13 protein-coding genes are annotated in these 13,511 nt (G+C 74.8%); 9 read left to right on the forward strand and 4 right to left on the reverse strand.

What is annotated here, in order from left to right; all coding sequences use genetic code 11:
- Nucleotides 1–173 precede the first annotated feature (173 nt).
- Together AB0L74_RS19740 and AB0L74_RS19745 are read right to left on the reverse strand one after the other, a co-directional pair.
- Complete coding sequence (locus tag AB0L74_RS19740; protein WP_365653534.1) at nucleotides 174–1,415, reverse strand: cation:proton antiporter; 1,242 nt, start codon at nucleotides 1,413–1,415, stop codon at nucleotides 174–176.
- 8 nt (nucleotides 1,416–1,423) lie between these two features.
- The gene (locus AB0L74_RS19745) at nucleotides 1,424–1,909 is read right to left on the reverse strand and encodes a TrkA C-terminal domain-containing protein (RefSeq protein ID WP_365653538.1); all 486 of its coding nucleotides are present in this window, start codon (nucleotides 1,907–1,909) and stop codon (nucleotides 1,424–1,426) included.
- Between the two features lie 103 nt (nucleotides 1,910–2,012).
- On the opposite strand from AB0L74_RS19745, the gene AB0L74_RS19750 reads away from it, so the two are divergent.
- The 5 genes from AB0L74_RS19750 to AB0L74_RS19770 all read left to right on the forward strand — a co-directional run bounded on the left by AB0L74_RS19750 (nucleotide 2,013) and on the right by AB0L74_RS19770 (nucleotide 7,712).
- Entirely contained in the window at nucleotides 2,013–3,296 is a 1,284-nt protein-coding gene (locus AB0L74_RS19750) for a HAMP domain-containing sensor histidine kinase (RefSeq protein ID WP_365653542.1), read from the forward strand.
- Entirely contained in the window at nucleotides 3,296–3,955 is a 660-nt protein-coding gene (locus AB0L74_RS19755) for a response regulator transcription factor (RefSeq protein WP_365653545.1), read from the forward strand. The genes AB0L74_RS19750 and AB0L74_RS19755 overlap by 1 nt, the downstream gene beginning before the upstream one ends.
- 323 nt (nucleotides 3,956–4,278) lie before the next feature.
- Nucleotides 4,279–5,238: a sensor histidine kinase gene (locus AB0L74_RS19760; protein WP_365653548.1), complete on the forward strand. Its 960-nt coding sequence runs from the start codon at nucleotides 4,279–4,281 to the stop codon at nucleotides 5,236–5,238.
- A gap of 148 nt (nucleotides 5,239–5,386) precedes the next feature.
- Nucleotides 5,387–6,904 carry a tRNA (N6-isopentenyl adenosine(37)-C2)-methylthiotransferase MiaB gene (miaB, locus tag AB0L74_RS19765; RefSeq protein WP_365653551.1) on the forward strand — a complete coding sequence of 506 codons (1,518 nt, stop codon included), beginning with the start codon at nucleotides 5,387–5,389 and terminating at the stop codon, nucleotides 6,902–6,904.
- A 94-nt stretch (nucleotides 6,905–6,998) separates the two neighbouring features.
- Entirely contained in the window at nucleotides 6,999–7,712 is a 714-nt protein-coding gene (locus AB0L74_RS19770; protein ID WP_365653555.1) for a class III extradiol dioxygenase subunit B-like domain-containing protein, read from the forward strand.
- 115 nt (nucleotides 7,713–7,827) lie between these two features.
- Here AB0L74_RS19770 and AB0L74_RS19775 read toward each other — a convergent pair whose 3' ends face one another.
- Both AB0L74_RS19775 and AB0L74_RS19780 read right to left on the reverse strand, forming a co-directional pair.
- Complete coding sequence (locus tag AB0L74_RS19775; protein WP_365653558.1) at nucleotides 7,828–8,109, reverse strand: antitoxin; 282 nt, start codon at nucleotides 8,107–8,109, stop codon at nucleotides 7,828–7,830.
- Between the two features lie 24 nt (nucleotides 8,110–8,133).
- Nucleotides 8,134–8,394 carry a hypothetical protein gene (locus tag AB0L74_RS19780; protein WP_365653561.1) on the reverse strand — a complete coding sequence of 87 codons (261 nt, stop codon included), beginning with the start codon at nucleotides 8,392–8,394 and terminating at the stop codon, nucleotides 8,134–8,136.
- Nucleotides 8,395–8,576: 182 nt separating this feature from the next.
- Between AB0L74_RS19780 and miaA the strand changes: the two genes are divergently transcribed.
- From miaA to AB0L74_RS19800, 4 genes are all read left to right on the forward strand, one after another.
- Nucleotides 8,577–9,515, forward strand: coding sequence for a tRNA (adenosine(37)-N6)-dimethylallyltransferase MiaA (gene miaA / locus AB0L74_RS19785; RefSeq protein WP_365653564.1), 939 nt, complete (start codon nucleotides 8,577–8,579; stop codon nucleotides 9,513–9,515).
- Between the two features lie 108 nt (nucleotides 9,516–9,623).
- Nucleotides 9,624–10,130 (forward strand): hypothetical protein, encoded by a 507-nt coding sequence (locus tag AB0L74_RS19790; protein WP_365653919.1) that lies wholly within the window; start codon nucleotides 9,624–9,626, stop codon nucleotides 10,128–10,130.
- A gap of 108 nt (nucleotides 10,131–10,238) precedes the next feature.
- Nucleotides 10,239–11,117 carry a diaminopimelate epimerase gene (gene dapF, locus AB0L74_RS19795; protein WP_365653567.1) on the forward strand — a complete coding sequence of 293 codons (879 nt, stop codon included), beginning with the start codon at nucleotides 10,239–10,241 and terminating at the stop codon, nucleotides 11,115–11,117.
- Nucleotides 11,118–11,347: 230 nt separating this feature from the next.
- Nucleotides 11,348–13,504 (forward strand): HD domain-containing protein, encoded by a 2,157-nt coding sequence (locus tag AB0L74_RS19800; RefSeq protein ID WP_365653923.1) that lies wholly within the window; start codon nucleotides 11,348–11,350, stop codon nucleotides 13,502–13,504.
- The last annotated feature ends 7 nt before the right edge of the window (nucleotides 13,505–13,511 follow it).

A 13,511-nucleotide genomic window follows, 5' to 3' on the forward strand; every position in this document is an offset into this window, starting at 1 on the left:
TACATGGTGATCATCACGACCGACATCACGAGGATGCCCGGCAGCACGAACTGGACGTAGTCACTCGGACCGGCTCCCACCCCTGCCGCCGGGGCGGCCCCCCGCGCGGACGGGGGGAGCAACGCGCCGCGCGGGGCGCCGCGTGCCGGGGAGCCGCGTGCCGGCACCGCCCCTCAGTCGCCCACCGGTGTCTCCGCTCCGGCTTCCGCTTCCGCCGGGCGCGGGGTGAGGTCCGCGCCGGTGTCCCGGTGGGCGGTGGCGCGGCGGCGGGTCAGACGGGTGGCCAAGGGCTCGGTGTAGCGGGCGGTGAGCGGGCCGAGGATGACCAGGATCAGGACGTACGCCGTGGCCAGCGGGCCCAGCGACGGCTCGATGCCGGCCGAGACCGCGAGCCCCGCGATGACGATCGAGAACTCGCCGCGCGCCACCAGCGCGCCGCCCGCGCGCCAGCGGCCCCTGACGGAGATGCCGGCCCGCCGCGCCGCCCAGTAACCGGTCGCGATCTTGGTCAGGGCGGTGACGACGGCCAGCCCCAGGGCCGGCAGCAGCACCGGCGGAATGCTGGCCGGGTCGGTGTGCAGCCCGAAGAAGACGAAGAAGACCGCGGCGAACAGGTCGCGCAGCGGGCTCAGCAGCGTGTGCGCGCCCTCCGCGGCCTCCCCGGACAGGGCGATGCCCACCAGGAACGCCCCGACCGCCGCGGACACCTGGAGCTGCTGCGCCACACCGGCGACCAGGATGGTCAGGCCCAGCACCACCAGCAGCAGCTTCTCCGGGTCGTCGCTGGAGACGAACCGGGAGATCACCCGGCCGTAGCGCACCGCCACGAACAGCACGAGCCCCGCCGCGCCCAGCGCGATCGCCAGCGTCACGCTCCCGGCCAGCAGCCCGGCCCCGGCCACCAGGGCCGTGACGATGGGCAGGTACACCGCCATCGCCAGGTCCTCCAGCACCAGCACGCTGAGGATCACGGGCGTCTCGCGGTTGCCGACCCGGCCCAGATCGCCGAGCACCTTCGCGATCACGCCCGACGACGAGATCCACGTCACCCCGGCCAGGACGACCGCGGCCACCGGGCCCCAGCCGAGCAGCAGCGCCATCGCCGCGCCCGGCAGGGCGTTGAGCGCCCCGTCGACCAGGCCCGCCGGGTAGTGGGATTTCAGATTGGTGACCAGATCACCGGCCGTGTACTCCAGGCCCAGCATGAGCAGCAGCAGGATGACGCCGATCTCGGCGCCGGTGGCCACGAACTCCTCGCTCGCGCCCAGCGGCAGCAGCCCGCCCTCTCCGAAGGCCAGCCCGGCCAGCAGGTACAGCGGTATGGGGGAGAGGCGGAAGCGGGCGGCGAACCGGCCGAGAAGGCCGAGGCAGAGAATGATGGAACCGAACTCGATCAGCAGGACCGCGGAGTGCACCGGCTCCCTCACTCCCGCCCGAGTATCGTCGCGGCGGCGTCGACGCCCTCGCGCGTGCCGATGACGATCAGCGTGTCCCCGCCGACCAGCCGGAAGTCCGGCGCCGGCGAGGGGATCGCCTCCGCCCGCCGCAGCACGGCGACGACCGACGCGCCCGTGTCCGTCCGCATCCGCGTGTCGCCCAGCACCCGCCCGTTCCAGCGAGAGGTCGCCGACACCTCGATCCGCTCGGCGACCAGCCCCAGGTCCGTGGTGTACAGCAGGCTGGCGCTGTGGTGGGACGGCTTGAGCGCGTCGATCAGCGCGCCCGCCTCCGCACCCGTCAGCCGCAGCGACTGGGCGCAGGAGTCGGGGTCGTCGGCCCGGTACACGCTCACCGTGCGGGCGCCGTCGCGGTGGGCCACCACCGACAGGTGGCGGTGCTCCCGGGTCATCAGGTCGTACTGCATCCCGATACCCGGCAGCGGCGTCGCCCTCAGGCGTGGAGCGGACACGTCTTTCCCCTTCGTCCTCTTGCCGGTCTTGCCGCGCTCGCCGCACGTCCGTGACGCGCTCCCGGCGCGCCGCCATGCTGCCATCCGCACGTACGGTGGCGATATGGGTGTCGTGACGGATATACGCCGCAGGGCGCGGACGGCGAGGCTGGTTGCGGCGGGACCGTGCGCGAAGACCGGGAGGAGTGGGAAGAAGACCGTGTCGCTGTTCTGGCGGATCTTCTCGCTCAACGCCACGGGCCTGGTCATCGCCACGGCACTGCTGCTGGGCCCGGTGACCGTGTCGACTCCCGTCCTGCCCGGCGAGGCGCTGCTCCTGCTCGCGGGCCTCACCGCGCTGCTGGCCGGCAACGCGGCCGTGCTGCGGATCGGGCTCGCCCCCCTGCAACGGCTGAGCCGTGCCATGGCCACCGCCGACCTGCTGCGTCCCGGAGCCCGGCCGGCGGTCGCGGGCCCGGCCGAGGCGGCCGAGCTCATCGCGACGTACAACACCATGCTGGACCGGCTCCAGGCCGAGCGTGCCGCCGGTGCCGCCCGCGCGCTCCAGGCCCAGGAACGCGAGCGCCACCGCATCGCCCGCGAGCTGCACGACGAGGTCGGCCAGACCCTCACCGCCGTCCTGCTCCAGCTCAAGCGGGTCGCCGACCGGGCACCCGGTGACCTGCGCGAGGACGTCACCCAGGTCCAGGAGGCCACCCGGGCCGGCCTGGACGAGATCCGCCGTATCGCCCGCCGGCTGCGGCCCGGCGTCCTGGAGGAGCTCGGCCTGGCCAGCGCGCTGCGCTCGCTGGCCGGCGAGTTCACCCACGACGGACTGACCGTGCGCCACCGGGTCGCCGCCGAGCTGCCCCCGCTCACCGCGGAAGCCGAACTCGTGATCTACCGGGTGGCCCAGGAAGGGCTGACCAACACCGCGCGCCACTCCGCCGCCGACCGCGCCGAGCTCCGCCTGAGTCTGCTGCCCGGCGGCGTCGAACTCCTCGTCCGCGACAACGGCACCGGCCTCGGCGACGCCACGGAGGGCGCCGGCATCCGCGGCATGCGCGAACGGGCCCTCCTGGCGGGAGCCACACTGCACGTGGGACCCGCCCCCGAGCGGGGAACCGACGTACGCCTGCGGGTACCGGCACTCACTCCGGACGCCGCCCGCCCATCCGGACCGGCCGCGCCGGGAGAAGCCCCCGCCGCACCGGTACCGGCCCTTCCCCGCGAGGCCGTCCTCGCGCCGGAACCCGCCCTTCCCCGCGAGGCCGTCCCCGCACCCGTACGGGCCGTCCCCGGCGACGCCCCCCGCCCGCCCCTACCGGCCCCCGCCCCGGACGCCCCGCCCGCCGCCCCCGGAGGCGACGACCCCCCGCACGCACCGGCCACCTCCGGAGAACGCTGATGTCCGCACCGCCCCCCATACGCGTCCTGCTCGCCGACGACCACACCCTGGTCCGCCGCGGAGTGCGCCTCATCCTCGACAACGAGCCCGACCTGACGGTCGTCGCCGAGGCCGGTGACGGCGCAGAGGCGGTCGCCGCGGCCCGCGCCACCGAGGTCGACCTGGCCGTCCTCGACGTGGCCATGCCCCGCACGACCGGCCTCCAGGCAGCCCGCGAACTCTCCCGCCGCCTGCCCGGCCTGCGCATCCTCATCCTGACCATGTACGACAACGAGCAGTACTTCTTCGAGGCGCTCAAGGCGGGGGCCTGCGGCTACGTCCTGAAGTCCGTCGCCGACCGCGATCTGGTCGAGGCGTGCCGCGCGGCGGTCCGCGACGAGCCGTTCATCTACCCCGGCGCCGAACGCGCCCTCGTCCGTTCCTACCTGGACCGTCTGCAGCGCGGGGACGGCCTGCCCCAGCGGCCGATCACCGAGCGCGAGGAGGAGATCCTCAAACTCGTCGCCGAGGGGCACACCTCCAAGGAGATCGGCGAGCTGCTCTTCATCAGTGCCAAGACCGTCGAACGCCACCGCGCCAACCTCCTCCAGAAGCTCGGCATGCGCGACCGCCTGGAGCTCACCCGCTACGCGATCCGCGCGGGTCTCATCGAGCCCTGACCCGAGCCGGGGCCCTGAGACCGAGCCACGGCCCCGGGCCCGAGCCCCGGGCCCGGGGCTCGGGCCCGGGGCCGCGCGCGGGGCGGCCGCCGGCCGGTGCGGGCCCGCCCGGGAGCACCCCGCCGCGTGTGTTTCCATGGGACGGCAAGCGGAGCGCACGAACGAGGGACGAGCAGCGTGGCCAGGGTGCCGGAGACGGCCGCAGCCCCCGCGGGGGGACCGGGGCCGCGACGCCACCGCGGCGCGGTCTTCTCCCACGGCCGGCAACGGGCGGAGCACCTGTGCGCGTCCGGGCCCGGCTCCGCGCGGGAGGCCGTGAAACGATGACCGCCCACCCGCGCGCACCCCGCCCGGCCGGCGGCCACGGCGCGTTCTTCCACCCCGCCCTGTTCTACGGCACCGACGACGAGTACACCGACGGCGTGGGGGCGTTCGTGCGAGACGCCCTGGAGGACGGCCGTCGCCTGCTGGTCGCCGTGCCCGGCCGGCGGCTTTCCTTGCTCCGCGACACCCTGGGCGACGCCCACGAGCAGATCACCTGGGTGGACATGGCCCGGGAGGGCCGCAATCCGGGCCGCATCCTGTCGACGCTCCAGGACTTCGCCGACCGCCACCAGGACGCCTCCGCGCCGGTGTCGATCGTCGGCGAGCCGATCTGGGTCGGGCGTACACCGGCGGAGGCGTGGGAGGCCACGCGCCACGAGGCGCTGATCAACCTCGCGTTCGCGGGGCGGCCGGCCGGCATCCTGTGCCCCTACGACACCGCGCTGCCCGAGGAGGTGCTGGCCCAGGCGCACCGCACCCACCCCGTCGTCGGCCGCCCGGGCGCCTACCGCGCCAGTCCCCGGTACGCCGATCCGCGCGAGGTCTGCCGTGACTGCGACGTTCCGCTGCCGGAACCGGCGGACGCGGTCGTCGTCCCGTTCGGCGAGCGGGAGCTGGCGCGCACGCGTGACGAGGCCGAACGCTGGGCGGCGGCCGCCGGCCTGCCCCCGGCGCGCCGCCCCGACTGGCTCCTCGCCGTCAGCGAGGCGACCGGCAACTCGGTGCGCCACGGCGGTGGCCGCGGGACCCTGCGCATGTGGCGGACCGGCCGGGAGCTCGTCGCGGAGATCAGCGACCGAGGCCGGCTGGACGATCCGCTCACCGGCCGCCGACGCCCCGACCCCCGCGCGCCGACCGGGGGCCGAGGCGTGTGGATCATGCACCAGCTCTGCGACCTGGTCGAGATCCGGGCGGCGGCCCAGGGGCTCGTGCTGCGCCTGCACATAGGGCTGGAGTGAGACCGCGGACGGCCGCGCGGACCCCGGGCGAGTTCAGCCGCTCCGGCCCGGCGCGAACCGCCCGGGCCCACCCTGGCGGCACCCGGCCGGACCCCCGGGCGCACCGGCGGCGGCCGGAGCTGTCCGAGGGACCGCCTACCCTTATGGCATGAGCAGCATCGACCGGAGCCAGCCCGTGGACGCCAAGCGCACATACGAGGTCCGCACCTACGGGTGCCAGATGAACGTCCACGACTCCGAGCGATTGGCCGGGCTGCTGGAGGACGCGGGCTACGTCCGCGCCCCCGAGGGCTCCGACGGCGACGCCGACGTCGTCGTCTTCAACACCTGCGCGGTCCGCGAGAACGCCGACAACAAGCTGTACGGCAACCTCGGCCACCTCGCCCCGAAGAAGGCCCGCCGCCCCGGCATGCAGATCGCGGTCGGCGGCTGCCTGGCGCAGAAGGACCGGGACACCATCGTCAAGCGGGCGCCCTGGGTCGACGTCGTCTTCGGCACGCACAACATCGGCAAGCTGCCGGTGCTGCTGGAGCGCGCCCGGGTGCGGGAAGAGGCCCAGGTCGAGATCGCCGAGTCGCTGGAGGCCTTCCCCTCCACCCTGCCGACGCGGCGCGAGAGCGCGTACGCGGCCTGGGTGTCCATCTCCGTCGGCTGCAACAACACCTGCACCTTCTGCATCGTCCCCGCCCTGCGCGGCAAGGAGAAGGACCGCCGGCCCGGCGACATCCTCGCCGAGATCGAGGCCCTGGTCGGCGAGGGTGTCTGCGAGATCACCCTGCTCGGGCAGAACGTGAACGCCTACGGCTCCGACATCGGTGACCGCGAGGCGTTCAGCAAGCTGCTGCGCGCCTGCGGGAAGATCGAGGGCCTGGAGCGCGTCCGCTTCACCTCCCCGCACCCGCGCGACTTCACCGACGACGTCATCGCCGCCATGGCCGAGACGCCGAACGTGATGCCGCAGCTGCACATGCCGCTCCAGTCCGGTTCGGACCCGGTCCTGAAGGCGATGCGCCGCTCCTACCGCCAGGAGCGGTACCTGAACATCATCCGCAAGGTCCGCGAGGCCATCCCGCACGCGGCGATCACCACCGACATCATCGTGGGCTTCCCCGGCGAGACCGAGGAGGACTTCCAGCAGACGCTGCACGTGGTGCGCGAGGCCCGGTTCGCGCAGGCGTTCACCTTCCAGTACTCCAAGCGCCCCGGCACCCCGGCCGCCGAGATGGACGGCCAGATCCCCAAGGAGGTCGTCCAGGAGCGCTACGAGCGGCTGGTCGCCCTCCAGGAGGAGATCTCCTGGGAGGAGAACAAGAAGCAGGTCGGCCGCACCCTGGAGCTGATGGTCGCCGAGGGCGAGGGCCGCAAGGACGGCACCACCCACCGCCTGTCCGGCCGGGCCCCCGACAACCGCCTGGTGCACTTCACCAAGCCGCGGCAGGAGGTCCGCCCCGGCGACGTGGTCACCGTGGAGGTCACCTACGCCGCTCCGCACCACCTCCTCGCCGAGGGCCCGGTGCTGAGCGTGCGCCGCACCCGCGCGGGCGACGCCTGGGAGAAGCGCAACGCCGCCGAGCGGGCCAAGCCGGCGGGCGTGATGCTGGGGCTGCCCAAGATCGGCGTGCCCGAGCCGCTGCCGGTCGCCGCGAGCGGCTGCGGCTGCGACTGACCGGCGGGCGCGGCGGGAAGGAGGGCACCGCCGGCCACGGTCGGCAGTGCCCGGCGCGCCCCGCCGGCGGCCATCCGGCGTTACGCTGCCGATCATGCTTGTCGCCGCCGCAGTCTGCCCCTGCCCGCCCCTCCTCGTGCCCGAAGTCGCCGCGGGCGCCGCACCCGAACTGGACGCCGCGCGCGCCGCGTGCACGGACGCGCTGGGCGTGCTGGCCGCCGCCCGGCCCGACCGGCTCGTGGTCGTCGGACCCGGCGAGCGCGACGACGTGACGGCGTACCCGGAGGGCACGCCGGGATCCTTCCGCGGCTTCGGCGTGGACCTGGACGTACGGCTGGGGCCCGGCGGGGAAGCGGCGGCCGGGGGCGAGCTGCCGTACGCGCTCGCGGTGGCCGCCCGGCTGCTGGAGCGGACGGGGTGGTCCGACGCGCCGATCGAGGGCATCACGGTCGGCCAGGGGCTGCCGGCCGCGCGCTGCGCCGCCGTCGGCCGGGAGCTCGCGGCGCGGGCCGGGCGGGTGGCCCTGCTGGTGATGGGGGACGGCAGCGCCTGCCGCACCGTCAAGGCGCCCGGCTATCTGGACGAGCGGGCGGCGCCCTTCGACGCGGAGGCCGCCCGTGCGCTGGGCGCGGCGGACGGCGCCGCCCTCACCGCGCTGGACGCGGAACTCGCCCGCGAACTGAAGGTATCCGGGCGGGCCCCCTGGCAAGTCCTGGCGGGCGCGGCCGAGGGAACCGCCCTCGGCGGCGCGCTGCTGTACGAGGACGCGCCCTACGGCGTGGGATACCTCGCGGCCGCCTGGTCGTAGCGCGCCCGGCCGCTCCGCACGCCGGCGAGCGCGCGAGAGGGCGGACGGCCGGGAGCTGTCGTGCCCCGGCCGTCCGCCGATGCGCGGGCGCCCGCCGTTGACGCCGGTGCGCCGGTCAGGAGGTCGGCGGCGGTCCGGCCGGCGGTGTGGTGCCCGGCGTGCCGCCGCCCGTGTCCGCCGCGGTGCCGTCCTTGTGCGCGAGGCGGTCCATGGCGCCCTTGGCCTTGTCCGTGCCCGTCCGGATCCGGTCGCCGTACTTGCCCTTGGTCTTCTCGTCGACGGCCTTGGCCGCCCGGTCGAGACCGTGCTGGATCTTGTCCCCGTGCTGCTGCGCGAGGTCCGTGACCTTGCCCTTCGCCGGTCCCAGTCTGGCCTTCACGTGGTCCAGTAGACCCATGGTTCACCTTCCGTCGCGGGGCTGTTACGTGCGGGCGCCCTCGCCGGCCTCGTTGTCGGCCGCCTCCCCGGCGGACTGCTGCTTGGGGATGTCCACGCTCTCGGATCCGGTCTCCTCGGCGGCGTCCGCGGCCGCCGGCTCGGCCGTCTGTCCCGGCCCGGTGTCATCGGGCCGCTGCGCCGCCTCCTCCGGCTGCGCGGGGGCCGGCGCTCCGGGCTGTGCCTCGGCGGCCGGCGCCTCCCCTGTGGTCTTCGACCTCCGGAGAAGTCGTGCAAAAACGCCCATATCAACTCCATACGTTACTCGTGCGGGCGAAAGCCCGCGTTGCCCGGTGCGTCCGTTTGCGCGGCCCGGGCCGCCGCCCCCGTGATCCGGTGACGGGAACCTCGCAACGGGCAACGACCCCGGAGGCGCACCGTCACGTAACTCGTTCGAGAGGCGGTCGGGAGGTTTGCGAGACTGGGGCGGTGAGCAGTGCACCCCCCGCCCCCCGCGTCATCGCCGTCATCGGACCCACAGCGGCCGGAAAGTCCGATCTGGGCGTCTTTCTGGCCCAGCGGCTCGGCGGCGAGGTCGTCAACGCCGACTCCATGCAGCTCTACCGTGGGATGGACATCGGTACCGCCAAGCTGACGCCCGAGGAGCGCGGCGGCGTCCCCCACCACCTGCTGGACGTCTGGGACGTGACGGTCACGGCCTCCGTCGCCGAGTACCAGCGGCTGGCCCGCGAGCGCATCGACGCGCTGCTCGCCGCCGGACGCTGGCCCATCCTGGTCGGCGGCTCCGGCCTCTACGTCCGCGGGGCCGTCGACAACCTGGAGTTCCCCGGCACCGACCCGGAGGTCAGGGCCCGGCTGGAGGCGGAACTCGCGCTGCGCGGCCCCGGCGCGCTGCACGCCCGTCTGGCCGCCGCCGACCCGGAGGCCGCGCGGGCGATCCTGCCCGGCAACGGCCGCCGCATCGTCCGCGCCCTGGAGGTGATCGAGATCACCGGCCGGCCCTTCACGGCCAACCTCCCCGGCCACGACTCGGTCTACGACACCCTCCAGATCGGCGTCGAGGTCTCCCGCCCCGAGCTGGACGAGCGCATCGCGCGCCGCGTCGACCGGATGTGGGCGGCGGGCCTCGTCGACGAGGTGCGCGCACTGGAGGCGCGGGGCCTGCGCGAGGGGCGTACGGCGTCGCGCGCGCTCGGCTACCAGCAGATCCTCGCCGCGCTCGCCGGCGCGTGCACGCTCGACGAGGCACGCGCCGAGACCGTGCGTGCCACCAAACGCTTCGCGCGCCGTCAGGATTCCTGGTTCCGGCGCGACCCGCGGGTGCACTGGCTGAGCGGGGCCGCGGAGGATCTCGCGGAACTTCCGCGGCTCGCTCTGTCGTTGGTCGAACGACCGGTTACAGCCTGATCACGTCATGGCATCGGGAGGCCCCGGCCGTCAGCGCGGCCTCCGGCGCCGTGCCATCATCAAGCTTCGATCGACCAAGTGGAGTCCGAGTTGGGAGGGCGCGTGGCGATGGAGGCCGGCCCTCGCGACACCGCACGAAGCACCGAAGACGGCAGCGCCGAGCGCGGCGATGCGGAACCGACCGGGGCGCCGCTGAGCCCCGACGGGCCCGAGGAGCCGCAGGGCGGCGTCACGGCCGACGGTCCCGAGCCCGAGGAGATGTACGCGGGCGGGGAAGAGGTCGAGGTCGAGCTGCGCCCGCAGCGCAAACTGCGCATCTGGCAGCTCGCGCCCATCGTGAGCCTGGGTGCGGTCGGCTCGCTGATGTTCGCCTTCCCGCTGGCGTTCGACTTCGGTGACAGCGGGGCCGTGATCGCGATGCTGGGCCTGCTCATCTGCTCCTGCGCGGCCGGCTGGGGCATGACGGCCGCCCGCCGGGTCGGCTACACCTGGCCCGGCCTGCCCCAGCGGGGCTCCGGGCGCCGCCCGGACTGGCGGGTGATCCTCGCGTACGTCGTCGTGGTCGCCGCCGTCGTCGTGCTGGCCGTGTGGCGGGTGGCCCGGCTGCGCGGCTGACCACCGCATCCGGCCGCCCGGCCGCCGCCCCGGCGCCGCCGCCGGGCGCCGGGACCGCCGGGCCGGTGCCGTACCCGTACTGCCGTGCCCACCCCGTACGATCGAGGGATGAGCACGCGGATCGCCTTCCTCAAGGGGCACGGCACCGAGAACGACTTCGTGATCGTTCCGGACCCGGAGAACGCCATCGACCTGTCCCCGGCCGCCGTCGCCGCCCTGTGCGACCGCCGCGCGGGCATCGGCGGTGACGGGGTGCTGCACGTGGTGCGGTCCGCCGCGCACCCCGAGGCCGCGCACCTGGCGGCCGAGGCGGAGTGGTTCATGGACTACCGCAACGGCGACGGCTCCGTCGCCGAGATGTGCGGCAACGGCGTGCGGGTCTTCGCCCGCTACCTCCAGCACGCCGGACACGTGGCCGAGGGCGGCCTCGCGGTCGCCACGCGCGGGGGCGTGAAGACCGTGCACATCGCCAAGGACGGCGACGTCACCGTCGGCATGGGCCGGGCGGTCCTGCCCGAGGGAGACGTGACCGTGAGCGTGGGCGAGCGCAGCTGGCCCGCCCGCAACGTGAACATGGGCAACCCGCACGCGGTCGCCTTCGTGGACGACCTCGCCCACGCCGGCGATCTCCTCTCCCCGCCGCCGTACGCGCCGGCCACCGCCTACCCGGACGGGGTGAACGTGGAGTTCGTGGTCGACCGCGGCCCCGGGCACGTGGCGATGCGGGTGCACGAGCGCGGCTCCGGCGAGACCCGCTCGTGCGGCACGGGCGCGTGCGCCGTCGCCGTGGCCGCCGCCCGCCGGGACGGCGCCGACCCGTCCGTCACCGGCGCCCCCGCCACGTACACCGTCGACGTGCCCGGCGGCACGCTGGTGATCACCGAGCGGCCCGACGGCGAGATCGAGATGACCGGCCCCGCGGTGATCGTCGCGGAGGGTGAGATCGCCCCCGAGTGGCTGGCCGAAGCCGTCCGCCGCAGGGGCTGACCCGGTGCCCGGCCGCCGCGCCCCGGGCCCACGCCCGCGGCGCGAAAACGCAAACCCGCCGAGCGTCGCTCGAATGGGTGATCCGTTTCACGCTCGGCGAGAGGCGGTCGGCCGCACGTGATGGGCTCGATAGCATCAAGCACCGGCCCGGACGGGGGACCGATACCGTCCCCTGAGCCGTGTCCGCCCTGGGGCGCCCCGTCCGCCGGTTCACGCAGCCGGAGGTGCCCATGAACGCGGAGGCCACGAATCCTGCGACCCCTGGCCCGGTGATGCCCACGGTCACCGGCGCCGCGACCGTGCCCCGCAGAAAGGCCCGCCCCCGGCTGGACCTGCGCCGTCTCGGCCGTGCCGCGCTCCTCGGCCCCGCCGCCCGCGGCCGGCTGCCCGACGCCATCGGCCACGTCGTCGAGGCCCACCGCGCCCACCACCCCGACGCCGACATCGAGCCGCTGCGCCGCGCCTACCTGCTGGCCGAGTCCTCGCACCGCGGCCAGATGCGCAAGAGCGGCGAGCCCTACATCACCCACCCGCTCGCCGTGACGCTGATCCTCGCCGAACTCGGCGCGGAGACGACGACCTTGACCGCCTCCCTCCTCCACGACACCGTGGAGGACACGGAGGTGACCCTCGACCAGGTCGGAGCGGAGTTCGGCGAGGAGGTCCGCTACCTCGTCGACGGCGTCACCAAGCTGGAGAAGGTCGACTACGGCGCCGCCGCCGAACCGGAGACCTTCCGCAAGATGCTCGTCGCCACCGGCAACGACGTCCGCGTGATGTCGATCAAACTCGCCGACCGGCTGCACAACATGCGCACCCTCGGCGTCATGCGCCGGGAGAAACAGGAACGCATCGCCAAGGTGACCCGGGACGTCCTCATCCCGCTCGCCGAACGGCTCGGCGTCCAGGCCCTGAAGACGGAGCTGGAAGACCTCGTCTTCGCGGTCCTGCACCCCCCGGAGTACGAGCACACGCGCGAGCTGATCGCCGAGAACGCCGCCCGCGCCGACGACCCGCTCGCCGGGACCGCCGACGCCGTACGCGCCGTCCTGCGCGAGGCCGACATCCCGGCCGACGTCCTCATCCGGCCCCGCCACTTCGTCTCCGTGCACCGCGTGGCGCGCAAACGCGGCCCGCTGCGCGGCGCCGACTTCGGCCGCCTGCTCGTGCTGGTGAACGAGGACGCCGACTGCTACGCCGTCCTCGGTGAGCTCCACACCTGTATGACGCCGGTCGTCTCGGAGTTCAAGGACTTCATCGCCGTACCCAAGTTCAACCTGTACCAGTCGCTGCACACCGCGGTCACCGCCGCCGACGGCCAGGTGGTCGAAGTCCTCATCCGCACCCACCAGATGCACAAGGTCGCCGAGGCCGGGGTCGTCGCGCTCGGAAACCCGTACGCCCCGGCGTCCGACGACCCCGCGGACGGCGAGCGCGCCGACCCCACCCGTCCCGGCTGGCTCTCCCGCCTCCTGGAATGGCAGCGCGGCGCCTCCGATCCCGACACCTTCTGGTCCACCCTCCGCGAGGACCTGGCCCAGGACCGGGAGATCACCGTCTTCCGGCCCGACGGCGGCGCCCTGAGCCTGCCCGAGGGCGCGAGCTGCGTGGACGCGGCGTACGCCCAGTACGGCGACGACGCGCACGCGTGCATCGGCGCCCGCGTCAACGGGCGCCTGGCCACGCTGAGCACCGTCCTGCGAGACGGCGACACCGTCCAGCTGCTCATGGGCCAGGACCCGGCCTCCGAACCCTCCAGCGCATGGCTGGAGCACGCGCACACGCCCGCCGCCCGGATCGCCATCCAGCGGTGGCTGGCGGCGCACCCGGACCACGGCGTCCCCGAGGCGGCGGCGCACGCCGGGAAGCCCGCGGTGGTCCCGCGCCCCGCCGGCGCCGAGGCGCCCGCCACCGGCCCGGGCGCCGCCCGCCGCGCCGCCGACGTCCTCGTCGACCGCCCGGGAGCCTCGGTGCGGCTGGCCGGCTGCTGCACCCCCGTGCCGCCCGACGAGGTCACCGGGTTCGCCGTCCGCGGCGGAGTGGTCACCGTGCACCGCGTGGGGTGCGCCGGGGCCGCGCGCATGAAGAGCGCGGGGCGCCCGGAGGTGGGCGTGCGCTGGGGCGACACCACCGAGTGCCGGGTCACCCTGCTCGCGGAATCGTTCGTCCGTCCGCATCTCCTGGCGGACCTGACCGAGGCCATGGCGGTGGAGGGCGCCGAGATCGTCTCCGCCACCGTCGAGCCCCCGGACCGGCAGCGCGTCCGCCACACTTACACCGTCCAGCTGCCGGACGCCGCGCGTCTGCCCGCCCTGATGCGCGCGATGCGCGACGTGGCCGGCGTCTTCGACGTGAGCCGGGCGCAGCCGCAGCCGCCGGGCGCCTGACCGGCGA

It is taken from the genome of Streptomyces sp. NPDC052020, assembly GCF_040680575.1.
Lineage (GTDB): Bacteria > Actinomycetota > Actinomycetes > Streptomycetales > Streptomycetaceae > Streptomyces.

Bases quoted from the DNA above. Each gene is read 5' to 3' on its own strand.
- AB0L74_RS19750 (WP_365653542.1), top strand. From the start codon at position 2,013: ATGGGTGTCGTGACGGATATACGCCGCAGGGCGCGGACGGCGAGGCTG.
- AB0L74_RS19790 (WP_365653919.1), top strand. From the start codon at position 9,624: ATGGAGGCCGGCCCTCGCGACACCGCACGAAGCACCGAAGACGGCAGC.
- AB0L74_RS19775 (WP_365653558.1), bottom strand. From the start codon at position 8,109: ATGGGTCTACTGGACCACGTGAAGGCCAGACTGGGACCGGCGAAGGGC.
- miaB (WP_365653551.1), top strand. From the start codon at position 5,387: ATGAGCAGCATCGACCGGAGCCAGCCCGTGGACGCCAAGCGCACATAC.
- AB0L74_RS19780 (WP_365653561.1), bottom strand. From the start codon at position 8,394: ATGGGCGTTTTTGCACGACTTCTCCGGAGGTCGAAGACCACAGGGGAG.
- AB0L74_RS19755 (WP_365653545.1), top strand. From the start codon at position 3,296: ATGTCCGCACCGCCCCCCATACGCGTCCTGCTCGCCGACGACCACACC.
- AB0L74_RS19760 (WP_365653548.1), top strand. From the start codon at position 4,279: ATGACCGCCCACCCGCGCGCACCCCGCCCGGCCGGCGGCCACGGCGCG.
- AB0L74_RS19770 (WP_365653555.1), top strand. From the start codon at position 6,999: ATGCTTGTCGCCGCCGCAGTCTGCCCCTGCCCGCCCCTCCTCGTGCCC.
- AB0L74_RS19800 (WP_365653923.1), top strand. From the start codon at position 11,348: ATGAACGCGGAGGCCACGAATCCTGCGACCCCTGGCCCGGTGATGCCC.
- dapF (WP_365653567.1), top strand. From the start codon at position 10,239: ATGAGCACGCGGATCGCCTTCCTCAAGGGGCACGGCACCGAGAACGAC.